We start from the raw sequence: 14,706 nt of genomic DNA, 5'->3' as shown, positions 1-14,706 counted from the left end.
GCCGGCGGGCGGAGCGTCTTCGGGAACGGAGGTCATTCGATCAGCGACCTTCCGGTGAGGCGCAGGAACACGTCCTCGAGGCTGGAGCGCCGCACGAGCGACGTGATCGGCGTCAGCCCACGCTGCGTCACCGTCTCGAGGGCCGCCTCGCCGTCGTGGGCGTAGACCAGGATGCGGTCGGGCAGGACCTCGACGCGTTCGCCGATGCCCGCGAGCTGCGGTGCGACCTGCTCGTTGCGCTCCGAGCCGAAGCGCACCTCGAGCACCTCGCGGCTGGAGTGCTCGCGGATGAGCGAGGCGGGGGTGCCCTCGGCCATGATGCGGCCCTTGTCGACGACGATGAGCCGGTCGCAGAGCTGCTCGGCCTCGTCCATGTAGTGCGTCGTGAGCACCAGCGTCGTGCCGCGCTCCTTCAGCCGGAACAGGCGGTCCCACAGCACGTGGCGCGCCTGCGGGTCGAGGCCCGTCGTCGGCTCGTCGAGCAGGAGGATGCGCGGGTCGTTGATGAGGCCGCGCGCGATCGTGAGGCGGCGCTTCATGCCGCCGGAGAGCTGCTCGACCTTGCTCTTCGCCTTGTCTTCGAGCTGGGCGAACGCCAGCAGCTCGTCGGCCTTCTGGTGGCACACCTTGCCGGGCAGCCCGAAGTAGCGGCCGTAGATGTAGAGGTTCTCGCGCGCGTTGAGCTCACCGTCGAGGTTGTCCTGCTGCGGCACGACTCCCAGGCGCGAGCGGATCTCGGGTCCGTAGCGGTCGGGATCGAGCCCGAGGATCGACAGCTCGCCGCCCGTGCGGGTCGAGACAGCGCCGACCATCTTCATCGTCGTGGACTTGCCGGCGCCGTTGGGGCCGAGCAGGCCGAACGACTCTCCGGGCGCGACCTCGAACGACAGGCCGTCGACGGCGAGGAAGTCGGGCTTGCCTTTGACCTTGTAGGCCTTGACGAGGTTCTCAGCGGTGATCACGGGGGCAGGCACCGCACCACACTAACCCCCCGCTCCGACACCGCACAGCGCGCCTGCTGCTCCCCTCACCGACCCGTTCACTTGCGCTATGCGTACGCGACCCGCCGGGCGCGGCGCACGTCCAGCGCAAGTGAACCGGGATGGTGAGGCCGGGACGGGCGGCGCAGGATGCGTCAACGTGAGTTGACGGCACGAGGCCTGTCAACTACGGTTGACGACGGATGCTGCGGCCCGCAACATCCGTCTGCGAAACGAGAGGCGATGCGATGAGCGGTGACGACCTGCGCACCCTGATCGGCGCATCGGACGCGCGCGAGCCGCTCGCCGAACTGCACCGTCTCGCCGAGGTCCGCCGCGAGCTCGCTCGCGCCGAAGAGGTGCAGGTGCGCAAGGCCCGCAACCTCGGCTTGTCGTGGCAGGCGATCGCGAGCGCCCTGGGCGTGAGCAGACAGGCCGTCCACAAGAAGTACGGTCGAAGGTAAGCCCCCTTCACGAACGAGGTACACCCATGCCCTCCGCCGAACTCGACGAAGCCCTCGCCGCCGCATCCCCCGCGGCGTCCTCCCCGCGCCCTTCGCGCGGACGCGGGCGGCGCGGCAAGAACCAGGAAGGCCCGCGCGCGAGCTTCGGGCAGCTGCTGCCCTACCTCTTCGAGCACAAGCGCACTCTCGCTGTGGTGGTCGTGCTCAGCATCCTGAGCGCGGGCACGTCGCTGGTGCAGCCGCTGCTCGTGGGCGAGGTCATCACCCGGGTGCAGGACAATCTCGACCTCGGCGTTCTGATCTGGGCGCTCGTCGGGTTCGTGCTGCTCTCGTCGCTCATCTCGGGCTGGCAGCACTACTTGCTGCAGCGCACCGGCACTGCCGTCGTGTACTCCAGCCGACGCCGGCTCATCGCCCGCATCCTGCATCTGCCGATCAGCGAGTTCGACGCGCGTCGCACCGGCGACATCGTTTCGCGCGTCGGCAGCGACACGACCCTCCTCTACGCCGCGCTCACCCAGGGCCTCGCCGACTCCATCGGCAACGCACTGCTGTTCGCCGGCGCCCTGATCGCGATGGCGCTCATCGATCCGGTGCTGCTCGGGATCATCGTGCTCGTGATCGGCATCTCGGTGCTCGGAGTCGTGACTCTGAGCGGCCGCATCCGGACCGCGTCCACAGAGCAGCAGGAGAAGGTGGGCGCGCTCGCCTCGGGTGTCGAGCGCGCCGTCGGGTCGATCCGCACGGTGCGCGCGTCGGGTGCGACGGACCGCGAGGTCGAGTCGGTCACCGCGCAGGCGACGGATGCCTACACCGTCGGCGTCCGCATCGCCAAGGTGTCGGCGCTCGTCGTGCCGATCGCCGGCATCGCGCTGCAGGTCTCGCTGCTGGTTGTGATCGGTCTCGGCGGCTTCCGCGTCGCGACCGGTGCGCTGTCGATCGCCAGCCTCGTGACCTTCATCATGTTCCTGTTCATGCTGATCGCGCCTCTCGGCTCGTTCTTCGGCGCGATCACGTCGGTGAGCCAGGCGCTCGGCGCCTTGGGCCGTATCCAGGAGGTGCTGGACCTGCCGACCGAGTCGCAGAGCGACGCCGAGGTCGCTGCCCGGGTGCGCGCGGCCGAGACGCCGTCTGGCTCGCATGCCGCCGTCCAGGCGGCGATCGAGTTCCGCGACGTACGGTTCCGCTACCCCGAGAACGTCGTCGAGGCGCGTCGCAAGGCGGAGTCCGAGGCGCGCGCGGTGCTCGAGAGCGCCCACGTCGACACGTCCACCATCGCGCTCGGCGACGAGTCAGCACCTGCTCAGGCGGAAGGGCGGACGGATGCCGCGGCATCCGCCTCCGCCGATGCCGACGTGCTGCGGGGCGTGTCGTTCTCGGTGCCGCGGGGTGCGCGCGTCGCGCTCGTCGGCCCGTCGGGCGCCGGCAAGAGCACGACCCTCGCGCTCATAGAGCGCTTCTACGACCCGACGGACGGCGCCATCCTGCTGGACGGCACCGACGTGCGGGCTCTCGACCGCGACGCACTGCGCGCACAGCTCGGCTATGTCGAGCAGGACGCCCCGACCCTCGCCGGGACGATCGGCGACAACCTGCGACTGGCGTCGCCCGAAGCGTCGGATGCCGAGTGCGATGCGGTGCTGCGCGCCGTGAATCTCGGCGACGTGCTCGACCGCAACCCGCTCGGCGTCGACGCTCCGGTGGGCGAGTCGGGCGTCATGCTCTCGGGCGGCGAGCGCCAGCGTCTCGCGATCGCGCGGGCGCTGCTGGCCGCTCCCCCGATCCTGCTGTTGGACGAGTCGACCTCGTCGCTCGACGGGCTCAACGAGCAGCGGATGCGCGAGGCGATCGACGCGGTCGCCGCCGGCCGCACGCTCATCGTGATCGCGCATCGCCTCTCGACCGTCGTCGACAGCGACCACATCGTCGTCATGGACCACGGCCAGGTCGTCGGGCAGGGCACGCACTCCGAACTGGTGCGGACGACGCCGCTCTACCGCGAGCTCGCGAAGCACCAGCTGCTGGTCTGAGCGGCCCGCCTCGCGGTCGCCGCAGCCGCTACCCCTGCCGCCCCCCCTCGGCGCCCACATGAACCGGTTCGACGAATGATGCCCCGGCCACCGCACAGGTGAGGCCGGGGCATCCGCTCTTCGTGGAACGGGAGTCCGCCGAGGTCAGGCGCGTTGCAGGCGGTACCGCAGGGCGGCGAGTTCGGCCCAGAGGGGGGCGGGGACGCGTCCCTCGAAGGTGCGGTAGAACTCCTCGGTGAGGTCGGCCTCTTGCAGCCAGAGCTGCGGGTCGACGGCGAACAGCTCGTCGAGGTCGGTCTGGGTCACGTCGGTGCCCCCGAGGTTGAGGTCCTCGGTGTGCGGGAGGCGGCCGATGGGGCTGTCGATCGCGCCGACCTCGCCCTCGATGCGGCGGATGATCCAGTCGATCACGCGCGAGTTGTCGCCGAAGCCGGGCCACAGGAAGCGTCCGTCCGTGCCCTTGCGGAACCAGTTGACCTGGAACACGCGGGGCGCGCGATCGAACCGCAGCTTGTGCCCGACTTTCAGCCAGTGGGCGAAGTAGTCGGCCATGTTGTAGCCGCAGAACGGCAGCATGGCGAACGGGTCGCGGCGCAGTTCGCCGACGGTGCCCTCGGCGGCCGCGGTGCGTTCGGACGAGACGTTCGAGCCCATGAAGACGCCGTGGGTCCAGTCGGTCGCCTCGACGACGAGCGGCACGTTGGTGGCGCGGCGCCCGCCGAAGAGGATGGCGTCGAGCGGCACGCCCTGTGGGGCGTCCCAGTCGTCGGCGATCTGCGGGCACTGCGCGGCGGCGACGGTGAAGCGCGAGTTCGGGTGGGCGGCGGGGCGACCGGATGCCGGTGTCCAGGGGTTGCCCTGCCAGTCGGTGAGCTCTGCCGGCGGCTCGTCGGTCAGGCCTTCCCACCAGACGTCGCCGTCGGGGCGCAGCGCGACGTTCGTGAAGATCGTGTTGCCCCAGAGCGTCTCGACCGCGGTCACGTTGGTCGAGGCGCCGGTGCCCGGCGCGACGCCGAAGAACCCCGCCTCGGGGTTGATCGCCCACAGGCGGCCGTCCTCACCCGGACGCAGCCACGCGATGTCGTCGCCGAGGGTCTCGACGCGCCAGCCGGGGATCGTCGGGCGGAGCATCGCGAGGTTCGTCTTGCCACACGCCGAGGGGAAGGCCGCGGCGAGATGGTAGGCGCGTCCCGCGGGGTCGATCACGCGGATGAGCAGCATGTGCTCGGCGAGCCAGCCCTCGTCGCGGCCGATCACCGAGGCGATGCGCAGGGCGAAGCACTTCTTCGCGAGGATCGCGTTGCCGCCGTAGCCCGACCCGTACGACCAGACCTCGAGGGTGTCGGGGAAATGCACGATGTACTTCTCGTCGTTGCAGGGCCACGCCACGTCGGCCTGGCCCGGCTGCAGCGGCGCGCCGACCGTGTGCACGGTCTTGACCCAGGCGGCGCCGCCGGCGATCTCGCGCAGCACGGCGGTGCCCACGCGCGTCATGATGCCGATCGAGGTGACGGCGTAGGCACTGTCGGTGACCTGCACACCGATGTGCGAGAGCGGCCCGCCGACGGGGCCCATCGAGAACGGCACGACGTACATCGTGCGGCCGACCATCGAACCCTCGAACAGCGGCGTGATCGTCGCGCGGATCTCGTCCGGCGCTACCCAATTGTTCGTCGGGCCGGCATCCTCCTCACGCTCGGACGCGATGAACGTGCGCCCCTCGGTGCGAGCGACATCACTGGGATGCGACCGTGCCAGGTAGGAGCCCGGGCGCCACTCGGGGTTGAGCTTGATGAGCTTGCCCTCGTCGACCATCTCACGCAGCAGCGCGTCGTTCTCCGCCCGCGAACCATCGACCCAGTGCACACGAGCGGGCCGGGTCAGCGCAGCGACCTCATCAACCCACGCGCGCAGTGCGACCATGCCCTCGCCCTGAACGGTCGGCACTTCGCCATACGCCCGCGTGGTGCCGTTCGGTGTGGCAGCGGGACGCGCGGTGGAAGCGGAGCCTTCGGTCCGGGTGAAGATGTCGGCAAGGGCCATGGTGTCGCTCCTCGTTGATTCGACCGTCGGATGGTTCGACGATGCAGCTTCGTGCTCTTCCTCTACTTTCGGCCCTGATGGATGCCTCTTCCCACGAAATCTCGCGTCAAGAGTCGCGATTCTTTCGCTACCATCAAGGAATGCCCCCCACCTCCCTGGAACTGTCGACCCTGGGCCACCGCATCCGCCATCATCGTCTCGCCCACGACTACACCCTGGATGAGCTCGGAGCCCTGGTCGGCGTCGCCGGAAGCCAGCTCAGCCTCATCGAGAACGGCAAGCGCGAGCCGAAGCTCTCGCTGCTCCAGGCGATCGCCACCGCCACCGGCGTCGATGTGGCCGAGCTCCTGTCGACCGAGCCACCGAACCGGCGGGCGGCGCTCGAGATCGAGCTCCAGCGCGCGCAGACCAGTTCGGTCTTCCGCCAGCTGGGCGTGCCGCCGATCAAGGTGTCGAAGGGTATCAGCGACGACACGCTCGAGTCGGTCTTGGGCCTGCACCGCGAGCTACAGCGCCGGGAGCGCGAGGCCATCGCGACTCCCGAGGAGGCGCGTCGCGCCAACACCGAGTTGCGTCTCATGATGCGCGCGCGCGACAACTACCTGCCCGAGATCGAGAAGCTCGCCGAGAAGCAGCTCAAGTCGGCCGGGCACGTCTCGGGTGCGCTCACCCACCGCACCGTCAGCATCATGGCCGAGAAGCTCGGCTTCGAACTCATCTACGTCAACGACCTGCCGCACTCGACCCGCTCGGTGACGGACCTCGAGCACGGCCGCATCTATCTGCCTCCGGCATCCATCCCCGGCGGTCATGGCCTGCGATCGATGGCACTGCAGGCGATGGCGCACCGCCTGCTCGGGCACAAGCGCCCGACCGACTACGCCGACTTCCTGCAGCAGCGACTCGAGATCAACTACTACGCGGCGTGCTGCCTCATGCCCGAGACCGCGTCGGTCGCGTTCCTCCAGCAGGCCAAGAAGGACCGCAACCTCGCAGTCGAGGACTTCCGCGACGCGTTCGGTGTGACCCACGAGGCGGCGGGCATGCGCCTGACCAACCTCGCGACCCACCACCTGGGGATCAAGCTGCACTTCCTCCGAGTCGACGGTTCGGGAGCCATCTCGCGCGTCTACGAGAACGACGACCTGCCCCTGCCGATGGACGTCACCGGCGCTGTCGACGGGCAGATCGCCTGCCGCAGGTTCTCGGCGCGCGCCGCGTTCTCGGAGCAGAACCGGACGACCGAGCACTACCAGTACACCGACACCCCCGCGGGCACCTACTGGTGCTCGACGCAGACCGGCAGCACCTCGGCGGGCGAGTTCTCGATCACCGTCGGAGTGCCCTTCGACGACGCGCGGTGGTTCCGCGGACGCGAGACGCAGAAGCGCGCCACCTCCACCTGCCCCGACGAGTCGTGCTGTCGACGCGTCGCCTCGGACGTCTCGGAGCGCTGGTCGGGTAAAGCATGGCCGAGCGCGCGCGTGCACATGCAGATGTTCTCGCCGCTCCCCCGCGGGGCGTTCCCCGGCGTCGACGACAACGAGGTCTACGACTTCCTCGATCGCCATGCCTGACGAGAGCCCGGCCCCTGAGCCTGTCGAAGGGCGCTAGGCAGTGATGAAGTTGCGGTAGCGGTCGAGCGCGGCCGCGACTTCCTCGTCGGTCGACAGCTCGGCGGTGAACAGCTCGGGGATCGGATCGTCGGCGTGGCGTCCGACGGCGACCGAGTGGGTCCAGACACCCACGATCTGGCCGCGGGCCACGATGATCGGCCGCACGATCCCGTTCATGCTCGGACCGATGGCGGTCAGGAACTCCGGCGCGCACGGGACCGTGCGATCGGCGTACGAGATGTAGTACTCCTCGAACGGCGGGAGCGCGACGACCTGGGGCGCGGTCGGCACGAGCCTGGGTCGCTTGCCCGCGACGATGTACTGCGGCTCGGGTTCGTCGCCCACGACGACCAGGCGATCGGATGCCGCCTCCGCCGCGCTGCGGGCGGTCCCGAGCGGCAGCGACGACCACCAGGCGAAGTCCCGGGCGCCTGCCGGCCCGTGCGAGGCGATGAAGCGGAAGAAGTACTCTGCGAGCGGATCACCCGGCGTCGCCGGCTCGCGCACCCACTCGTCGACGAGCACGAGGTACTGCTCGCGGGTCGGACCGCTCTCGCGTGGCACGACAGGTCCCTGGCACACCACTCCGCGCAGCGACAGCGCGACGAGCAGATGATAGCCGCGCTGCTTGGCGGTCGAGACACCCGCGAGCTCGAGCACCTCGAAGAGCTCCTTGCGCGTCAGGCGGTTGCCGCCGCCGAGGGCGGCGCGCACGGCCGCCTCGGCCTGGTCGAGCTCCGGCCCGTCGATGCCCTCCGCGCGGTGCACGGCCGCCGCCTGCCGACGCTGCCGCTCCCCCGTGATGGACAGCACCCACGCGAGGTCTTCGGCGGGGATGACGTGGATCGTTCCCCGCATGGTCCACGACCGCACGATATCGCCGCCGTCGAACGCCGCATCCACGTCGCGGATCGTGGTCCGGCCGCTCGTGCGGGCCGCCAGCGCCCAGCGCCCGCCCCAGAACTCCTGGCCCTGCGTCGCCAGCATGTGGCGCGCGGTGTCCGCGACGCTCCGCGCGGGAGCGCTCAGACGATGGGACCGGAGCCGTTCGTCGCGCGTGGTCGAGGCTGCGTCCATCCGCCCATCATGGCGCAGGCCGCGGACGTGCGGTGTCCGCGATCGGGTGGTCAGCGCTGATGTGCGTCGTCGTAGGCCGCTCGGGAGTCCTCGATGCTCGACTGGTTCTCGATCGCCCAGTCGGCGAGCGCCCTGGCGTGCTGGATGAGGGTGCCGCCGAGCTCGGTGAGCTCGTACTCGACGCGCGGCGGCACCTCGGCGTGGACGGTGCGGGTGATGAGCCCGTCCCGCTCGAGCTGGTGAAGCGTGAGCGTCAGCATGCGCTGCGAGATGCCCGGGATGTGGCGCTGGAGCTCGGTGAACCGAAGTAACAGACCCCACGATCTCTCCCTGGGTACAAATGACCATCGCCCTCTGGATCCTCAACGGCCTGCTCGCGCTCGCGTTCATCGCGGCCGGTTCGATGAAGATCGCCCGTCCGAAGCCCGCCCTGGTCGCGAGCGGCATGACCTGGGCCGACGACTTCGCCGACCCGACCGTCAAGCTCATCGGCGCCGCCGAACTCATCGGCGGCCTCGGCCTGATCCTCCCGCTGCTCACGGGCATCGCGCCGATCCTCACCCCGATCGCCGCCGCGGCGCTCACCATCGTCATGGTCGGCGCAAATCGTCGTCCACGCCCGTCGCAAGGAGAACGCGACGCCGTCGATCGTCCTCGCCGTGCTCTCGGCAGCCAGTGCAGTGCTGGGCTTCCTCGTCGTGCTCTGATCAGTCGTGGGTGTCGGTCCAGGACGCGATGTCGACGCCGTGGTTGTCGGGCGATGCGAGCGACCACCACGCGGGCGCGTGCGAGTCGTCGACGAGTCTGCCGCCGGCGGCGAGCGCGGCATCCACCCGCGCGCGGGCCTGGTCGGCCGGCACGAAGACGTCGAAGTGCGTCCGGCCCCTCGCCGGAGTGTCGCCGCTGATCGGGTTGAAGGCGAGCTGCGGCCCGCAGCGAAGCGGGTCGACGGCATCCGTGTCTCCGAAGGCCTCGTAGCCCAGCGCGGCGGTGAAGAACGGTCGCACATCGGCCTGGGAGTGCTGGGCGACGTAGATGCCGATCGACTGCGCGAGCGAGGGATCGGGCGTCAGCTGCAGCTCGGCGGCGGCTCGGGAGACGGCAGCGGCGAACTCCACGGCGGCCGCGGGGATCCCCTCCGGGCCGCGGTGAGGGATGCGCACGACGACACCCTCGGGACGCACGTCGACGTCGGGCAGTACCCCGAATCGCTCGGCGGCGGTGATGACCGGGGCGAGGAGCCCCGCCGCGTGGGACAGCGATATCGAGGTGAAGACGGCCTGGGGGCCTCTGCCCGTGACGCGCCAGTCCGAGACCCCCGGCGCTCGGTGGAACTCGGCCGGGGTGATCCAGCCCGATCCGCTCGTCGACTCGCCCATGGGAGCTCCTTCGCTTGTCTGCGCCCAGGGTAGTGGGGGCCGCGGGGGTCAGAACGGGTTCGGTGTGAGGGTGTACTTCGTCTGCAGGTACTCGTGGATGCCCTCGGCGCCGCCCTCGCGGCCCAGGCCCGACATCTTCCAGCCGCCGAACGGCGCGGCGGCGTTGGAGACGACGCCCATGTTCAGGCCCATCATGCCGGTCTCGAGGCGCTCGATCATGCGCTGCCCGCGCGCGAGGCTCTCGGTGAAGACGTACGAGACGAGCCCGTACTCGGTGTCGTTCGCGAGGCGCACGGCGTCGTCCTCGGTGTCGAACGGGATGATGGCGAGCACCGGTCCGAAGATCTCCTCGCGGAGGATGTCGGACCCCGGCTGCACGTCGGTGACGACGGTCGGCTCGTAGAACGTCCCCGGCCCCTCGATCTCGTTGCCGCCGGTGGCGACCTTGGCGCCGCGCGAGACGGCATCCTGCACCAGCTGCGACGCCTTGGCGACCGCACGGTCATCGATCAGCGGGCCGATGGTCACGCCCTCCTCGGTGCCGCGGCCGATCGTGAAGCCGTTCACCCGCTCGGTCACCCGCCGCGCGAACTCGTCGGCGACCGAGCGGTGCACGATGAACCGGTTCGCGGCCGTGCACGCCTGGCCGATGTTGCGGAACTTCGCAAGCATCGCGCCGTCCACCGCCTTGTCGAGATCGGCGTCGTCGAAAACCACGAACGGCGCGTTGCCGCCGAGCTCCATCGACGTGCGCAGCACGCCCTGGGAGGCCTGCTCGAGCAGGCGCTGACCGACCTGAGTCGACCCGGTGAACGAGAGCTTGCGCAGGCGCGGATCGCGGATGATCGGCTCCGACACGGCGCCCGAGGTCGACGTGGTGAACACGTTGACGACACCCCTGGGCAGGCCAGCGTCCTCGAGCAGCTTCGCGAAGAACAGCGTGGTCAGCGGCGTGAGCTCGGCGGGCTTGATCACCACGGTGCAGCCCGCGGCCAGCGCCGGCGCGATTTTGCGGGTCGCCATCGCCAGCGGGAAGTTCCACGGCGTGATCAGGAAGCACGGACCCACCGGATGCTGCGACACGATCATGCGACCGGTGCCCTCGGGGTTCGCGCCATAGCGGCCCTGCACCCGGGCCGTCTCCTCACTGAACCAGCGCAGGAACTCACCGCCATACGCGACCTCGCCGCGCGCCTCCGCCAACGGCTTGCCCATCTCGATCGTCATCAGCAGCGCGAAGTCCTCCTTGCGCTCCTGCAGCAGATCGAACGCGCGACGCAGGATCTCGGCACGCTCGCGCGCCGGCGTCGCCGCCCACCCGGGGAACGCCTCGACGGCCGCATCGAGCGCGGCCTTGCCATCCTCGGGCGACGCGTTGGCGATCTCCTTCACGACCTCGCCGTTGGCGGGGTCGTAGACCTTCAGCGTCTTGTCGCCGGATGCCGCGCGCCACTGCCCGCCGATGAACAGCCCGTCGGGCACGGACGCCAGCAGCTCGGACTCACGGGTTTCGGTGATCGTCGTGGTCACGGGGACTCCCTTGTCGTCTCACGGACGCCGCAGCTCACGGCATCCGTTCTGTCGATGTCTACCGGGCCAATTCTGCCCGCCGCCGCCGAAGCGGCCGATATACGCGATGTACAGCTCTGCGTGTTGTTTCGCCGCCGCGGACGCACTCAACCGGCGGCGGTCGCCGGCTCGTGCTGGGGCAGGAACACCTGGGCGAAGAAGGCGGCGAGCTCGTCGGTCGCCCGGAGCGGGAGCACGGCGGCGAGGTACTGGTCGGGGCGGACCACGACGACGACGCCGTCGCGCGAGAGCCCGCGCTCCTCGAAGATGTCGTCGGTGGTCCAGGCGCTGGGCGCCGCCGCATAGACCTTCTCCCAGTCGATGAGTCCGAGCGGTCCCGTCCGCGGCAGGAACAACTCGGGTACCCGTGAGATGTCGACGTCGTCGAAGCGCTGCTGGTAGACGACCTTCACGTCGAAGACGGCGTCGATGTCGGCGCCCTCCGGCGTGAAGCGGTGCACGGGCGACTGCGGCGACGCCATGAACTCCGCCCAGTCCGAGAGAACGGATGCCTCCCCCGCCGCCGGGGTGTCCGCAAAGGCATACACGCGCCAGCGGCCGTCGGCTCTGGCGTGGTGACCGAGGTGCACGGCGTTGCCGTCGCACACCCGGACGACCTCGACGGACTTGAAGCGCTTGCCCAGCGGGAAGCCCTCGGCGAGCTGCTGGTGCGCGGCATCCGTCACGATCATCGACGGGCCGTACTGCGTCATGAACCCGGAGGGGAACTCGGCGGTGCCGAGGTAGAACGTGGCGAGTTCCTGCGGGTCGGAGATCTCCTCGGGCTTGCGCGCCATGAGCGCCGACCACTCGCGGTCGAAGTCGATGAGCTGCTGCGCGACGGGCTGACGCTCGGCCGAGTACGTCGAGAGCAAGGAAGCAGGACTGAGGCCGGTGAGGACGTGCCCGAGCTTCCAGCCGAGGTTGAAGCCGTCCTGCATCGAGACGTTCATGCCCTGCCCGGCCTTGGCACTGTGCGTGTGGCAGGCGTCGCCGGTGAGGAACACGCGCGGGTCGTGGCCCTGGTCGACGTCGACGTCGTCGAACTTGTCGGTGACGCGGTGGCCGACTTCGTACACGCTGTGCCACGCGACCTGCTTCACGTCGATCGTGTACGGGTGGAGGATCTCGTTGGCGCGCCGGATGATCTCCTCGATCGGGGTGCGGCGGACACGGTGGTCGTCGTCGGCTGCGACCTCGCCGAGATCGATGTACATGCGGCTGAGATAGCCGCCCTCGCGCGGGATGTGGAGGATGTTGCCGGCCTCGGAGTTGATCGCGCACTTGGTGCGCCAATCCGGGAAGTCGGTGTTGACGAGGACGTCCATGACACCCCACGCGTGTGCCGAGAACGCTCCGACGTGCGAGCGTCCGATCGCCTCGCGGACACCGCTGCGGGCGCCGTCGGAGCCGACGACGTACTTTGCGCGGATGACGCGCTCTTCGCCGGCACGCTCCCCCGCCGTGTACCGGAGTCGCACCTCGACGGGGTACTCACCAGCGCCGGCGCTCTCGCCGGCGCCGTCGTGCACGGTGAGGCCGACGAACTCGATGCCGTAGTCGGGGACGATGCGGCCGGGGCCGAGGGCTGCGGCTTCGGCGAAGTAGTCGAGCACGCGCGCCTGGTTCACGATCAGATGCGGGAACTCGCTGATCTTGAAGGCGTAGTCCTCGGTGCGCGCGGTGCGGATGATGTTGCGCGGGTTCTCGGGATCGGGTCCCCAGAAGTTCATGTAGGCGATGTTGTACGCCTCGGCGACGATGCGCTCGGCGAAGCCGAACGCCTGGAACGTCTCGACGCTGCGCGGCTGGATGCCGTCGGCCTGGCCGAGCACCAGGCGTCCCTCGCGGCGCTCGATGATGCGGGTGGTGACGCCGGGGAACTGCGACATCTGGGCGGCCAGCAGCATGCCGGCGGGGCCGGACCCGACGATCAGCACGTCCACCTCGTCGGGCAGTGCGGCGGGGCGATCGACGCCGGTGCCGGCGGCATCCTGCACCCGCGGGTCGGCCGAGACGTAGCCGTGGTGGTGGAACTGCATCGGTGTCCTCCTCGGACGACGGTGTCGAGGGCTTGGGGGCATGGGAGCTTGTATTGAGGATCGCCGTGTTCTATATTCGAACACGGCGTTCTACTATTGAACAGATCGTATATGACCCGCGTCGACGCGGCAAGACCGCCGTGCGACGAGACAGCGAGCCTCGTGTCCCCTGCCACCTCCACCGCTCCCGCCTCGCAGACCCTGAGCCGCGGCATCCGGATCCTCGAAGTGCTCGCCGAGGCGCGCGGGCCGCTGTCGATCGACGAGATCGCCCAGCGGCTCGACGTGCACCGCTCGGTCGCCTACCGGCTGCTGCGCACGCTCGAGGATCACGGGCTGGTCGAGCGGGACCCCGCCGGCCGCGTCGAGCTCGGTGCGCGGATGGCCGCCCTCGCCGCGGGCGTGGCGCACGATCTGCAGGCAGAGGCCCTCCCCGAGCTCACCGCGGTCGCGGGCGACCTGGGCGTGACCTGCTTCCTCGCCGTGCTCGACCACGACGAGTGCGTGACGCTCTCGAGCGTCGAGCCGCGGCACGCCGTGAACCCCGTCGCGCAGCGGCCGGGCACACGGCATCCGATCACGCGCGGCGCGCCGGGCAAGGCGATCCTGTCGCTGCTGCCCGAGCCGTCGTGGCCGGGCGATCTGTCGGCCGCGCTGGCGGCGGAGGTGCGGGATGCCGCCGCCCGCGGCTTCGCGACCAGCCACGACGAGGTCATCCCGAGCCTGCGCGCCGTCGCGGTGCCGCTCGCCGTGCGCGGACGCGGACCGGCGGCGGTCGCCGTCGTGTTCGTGGCCAGCGCGCACAGCGACGACGAGATCGCGGCACGGCTGACGGAGTCGGCGACCGCGATCCGCGACGCGCTCGGCGGCTGATCCCGGGGATGCGGTCCAGGTTTCGCAGGTTCGGGATGCCAGGAACCTGCGTTTCCTGGACGGCAGGGTTCACGAGGCCGCGACACCCCGGATGCGGTCCACGTATCGCAGGTTCGGGATGCCCGGAACCTGCGTTTGTTGGACGGCAGCTTCCTCGAACCCGCCGGTTCGACTACGCCGTCGTGGGGTACTCGGTGACCAGGCGGATGTTGTGCTCGGCGACGCGCTGCGGCACCCCTACGAACGCCTCGGCGCGCCCTTCGGATCCCAGGTACTCCTTCTCGAGGGCGAGGAACGCCTCCGCGTCGCCGGGGGCGCTGACCGCCCACACGAACTCGTTCGTCTCGGGCAGGCCGTAGGCGAACTCGATGGCGAAGCCGGCGGCGAGCCGCACCTTCGGCATCCACTCGTTCCACCAGGCGACGAACGCGTCGTACTCCCCGTCGACGAGCGTGTACCGGCGCAGCTGGATCGTCTTCATGACTCCCATCTTGGCGGAAGACCTATACTCGACAGGTCCGGCGGCATCGTCGCCCGCCGGTGCTCGAAAAATGGGCACGCAGCGCGCACGCGCGAGACACATACGGCCTCATCATCCGTTCCGTCTCGAAAGGCGTCGCCGTGCCCGCCACC

12 protein-coding genes and 1 pseudogene are annotated in these 14,706 nt (G+C 70.0%); 5 read left to right on the top strand and 8 right to left on the bottom strand.

The genetic code is table 11. From position 1 onward, the window contains the following. Nucleotides 1-32: 32 nt before the first annotated feature. The gene (locus tag MRBLWS13_RS18095; protein WP_349426708.1) at nt 33-974 is read right to left on the bottom strand and encodes an ABC transporter ATP-binding protein; all 942 of its coding nucleotides are present in this window, start codon (nt 972-974) and stop codon (nt 33-35) included. Nucleotides 975-1,228: 254 nt separating this feature from the next. Here MRBLWS13_RS18095 and MRBLWS13_RS18090 point away from each other — a divergent pair, with 254 nt between their 5' ends. After that, on the top strand, nt 1,229-1,444 hold the full coding sequence (locus MRBLWS13_RS18090) for an AsnC family protein (RefSeq protein ID WP_349426707.1): 216 nt from the start codon (nt 1,229-1,231) through the stop codon (nt 1,442-1,444). Between the two features lie 26 nt (nt 1,445-1,470). Further along, entirely contained in the window at nt 1,471-3,474 is a 2,004-nt protein-coding gene (locus MRBLWS13_RS18085; RefSeq protein WP_349426706.1) for an ABC transporter ATP-binding protein, read from the top strand. Nucleotides 3,475-3,618: 144 nt separating this feature from the next. On the opposite strand, the gene MRBLWS13_RS18080 is transcribed toward MRBLWS13_RS18085, so the two are convergent. Next, the gene (locus MRBLWS13_RS18080; protein WP_349426704.1) at nt 3,619-5,517 is read right to left on the bottom strand and encodes a phosphoenolpyruvate carboxykinase (GTP); all 1,899 of its coding nucleotides are present in this window, start codon (nt 5,515-5,517) and stop codon (nt 3,619-3,621) included. Between the two features lie 140 nt (nt 5,518-5,657). Between MRBLWS13_RS18080 and MRBLWS13_RS18075 the strand changes: the two genes are divergently transcribed. Beyond that, nucleotides 5,658-7,094: a helix-turn-helix domain-containing protein gene (locus MRBLWS13_RS18075; protein WP_349426703.1), complete on the top strand. Its 1,437-nt coding sequence runs from the start codon at nt 5,658-5,660 to the stop codon at nt 7,092-7,094. A gap of 33 nt (nt 7,095-7,127) precedes the next feature. Here the strand turns inward: MRBLWS13_RS18075 and MRBLWS13_RS18070 are convergent, their stop codons facing one another. After that, nucleotides 7,128-8,210 carry a winged helix DNA-binding domain-containing protein gene (locus tag MRBLWS13_RS18070; protein WP_349426702.1) on the bottom strand — a complete coding sequence of 361 codons (1,083 nt, stop codon included), beginning with the start codon at nt 8,208-8,210 and terminating at the stop codon, nt 7,128-7,130. A 50-nt stretch (nt 8,211-8,260) separates the two neighbouring features. Then, nucleotides 8,261-8,470 carry a helix-turn-helix domain-containing protein gene (locus MRBLWS13_RS18065; RefSeq protein WP_349426701.1) on the bottom strand — a complete coding sequence of 70 codons (210 nt, stop codon included), beginning with the start codon at nt 8,468-8,470 and terminating at the stop codon, nt 8,261-8,263. 80 nt (nt 8,471-8,550) lie between these two features. On the opposite strand from MRBLWS13_RS18065, the pseudogene MRBLWS13_RS18060 reads away from it, so the two are divergent. Beyond that, nucleotides 8,551-8,763 (top strand): annotated as a pseudogene (locus tag MRBLWS13_RS18060) (DoxX family protein); the annotation flags it as partial. A gap of 154 nt (nt 8,764-8,917) precedes the next feature. On the opposite strand, the gene MRBLWS13_RS18055 reads toward MRBLWS13_RS18060, so the two are convergent. The 3 genes from MRBLWS13_RS18055 to MRBLWS13_RS18045 form a co-directional block, all read right to left on the bottom strand. Further along, complete coding sequence (locus MRBLWS13_RS18055) at nt 8,918-9,589, bottom strand: VOC family protein (protein WP_349426700.1); 672 nt, start codon at nt 9,587-9,589, stop codon at nt 8,918-8,920. Nucleotides 9,590-9,637: 48 nt separating this feature from the next. Then, nucleotides 9,638-11,107 carry an NAD-dependent succinate-semialdehyde dehydrogenase gene (locus tag MRBLWS13_RS18050; protein ID WP_349429097.1) on the bottom strand — a complete coding sequence of 490 codons (1,470 nt, stop codon included), beginning with the start codon at nt 11,105-11,107 and terminating at the stop codon, nt 9,638-9,640. Nucleotides 11,108-11,265: 158 nt separating this feature from the next. Further along, complete coding sequence (locus MRBLWS13_RS18045) at nt 11,266-13,200, bottom strand: FAD-dependent monooxygenase (protein ID WP_349426699.1); 1,935 nt, start codon at nt 13,198-13,200, stop codon at nt 11,266-11,268. Nucleotides 13,201-13,362: 162 nt separating this feature from the next. On the opposite strand from MRBLWS13_RS18045, the gene MRBLWS13_RS18040 reads away from it, so the two are divergent. Continuing rightward, nucleotides 13,363-14,073, top strand: coding sequence for an IclR family transcriptional regulator (locus tag MRBLWS13_RS18040; RefSeq protein ID WP_349426698.1), 711 nt, complete (start codon nt 13,363-13,365; stop codon nt 14,071-14,073). 172 nt (nt 14,074-14,245) lie between these two features. Here the strand turns inward: MRBLWS13_RS18040 and MRBLWS13_RS18035 are convergent, their stop codons facing one another. Then, nucleotides 14,246-14,554, bottom strand: coding sequence for a hypothetical protein (locus tag MRBLWS13_RS18035; RefSeq protein WP_349426697.1), 309 nt, complete (start codon nt 14,552-14,554; stop codon nt 14,246-14,248). Nucleotides 14,555-14,706: the final 152 nt, after the last annotated feature.

The organism is Microbacterium sp. LWS13-1.2 (assembly GCF_040144835.1).
Taxonomy (GTDB): domain Bacteria; phylum Actinomycetota; class Actinomycetes; order Actinomycetales; family Microbacteriaceae; genus Microbacterium.
The sequence above is the reverse complement of the archived record's forward strand: the minus strand, read 5'-3'. Positions and strand labels throughout refer to the sequence as shown.

What these genes read in the sequence shown, in the direction of transcription:
- MRBLWS13_RS18055 (WP_349426700.1), bottom strand. Translation starts at nt 9,589, where the DNA reads ATGGGCGAGTCGACGAGCGGATCGGGCTGGATCACCCCGGCCGAGTTC.
- MRBLWS13_RS18080 (WP_349426704.1), bottom strand. Translation starts at nt 5,517, where the DNA reads ATGGCCCTTGCCGACATCTTCACCCGGACCGAAGGCTCCGCTTCCACC.
- MRBLWS13_RS18085 (WP_349426706.1), top strand. Translation starts at nt 1,471, where the DNA reads ATGCCCTCCGCCGAACTCGACGAAGCCCTCGCCGCCGCATCCCCCGCG.
- MRBLWS13_RS18090 (WP_349426707.1), top strand. Translation starts at nt 1,229, where the DNA reads ATGAGCGGTGACGACCTGCGCACCCTGATCGGCGCATCGGACGCGCGC.
- MRBLWS13_RS18065 (WP_349426701.1), bottom strand. Translation starts at nt 8,470, where the DNA reads ATGCTGACGCTCACGCTTCACCAGCTCGAGCGGGACGGGCTCATCACC.
- MRBLWS13_RS18045 (WP_349426699.1), bottom strand. Translation starts at nt 13,200, where the DNA reads ATGCAGTTCCACCACCACGGCTACGTCTCGGCCGACCCGCGGGTGCAG.
- MRBLWS13_RS18075 (WP_349426703.1), top strand. Translation starts at nt 5,658, where the DNA reads ATGCCCCCCACCTCCCTGGAACTGTCGACCCTGGGCCACCGCATCCGC.
- MRBLWS13_RS18035 (WP_349426697.1), bottom strand. Translation starts at nt 14,554, where the DNA reads ATGAAGACGATCCAGCTGCGCCGGTACACGCTCGTCGACGGGGAGTAC.
- MRBLWS13_RS18070 (WP_349426702.1), bottom strand. Translation starts at nt 8,210, where the DNA reads ATGGACGCAGCCTCGACCACGCGCGACGAACGGCTCCGGTCCCATCGT.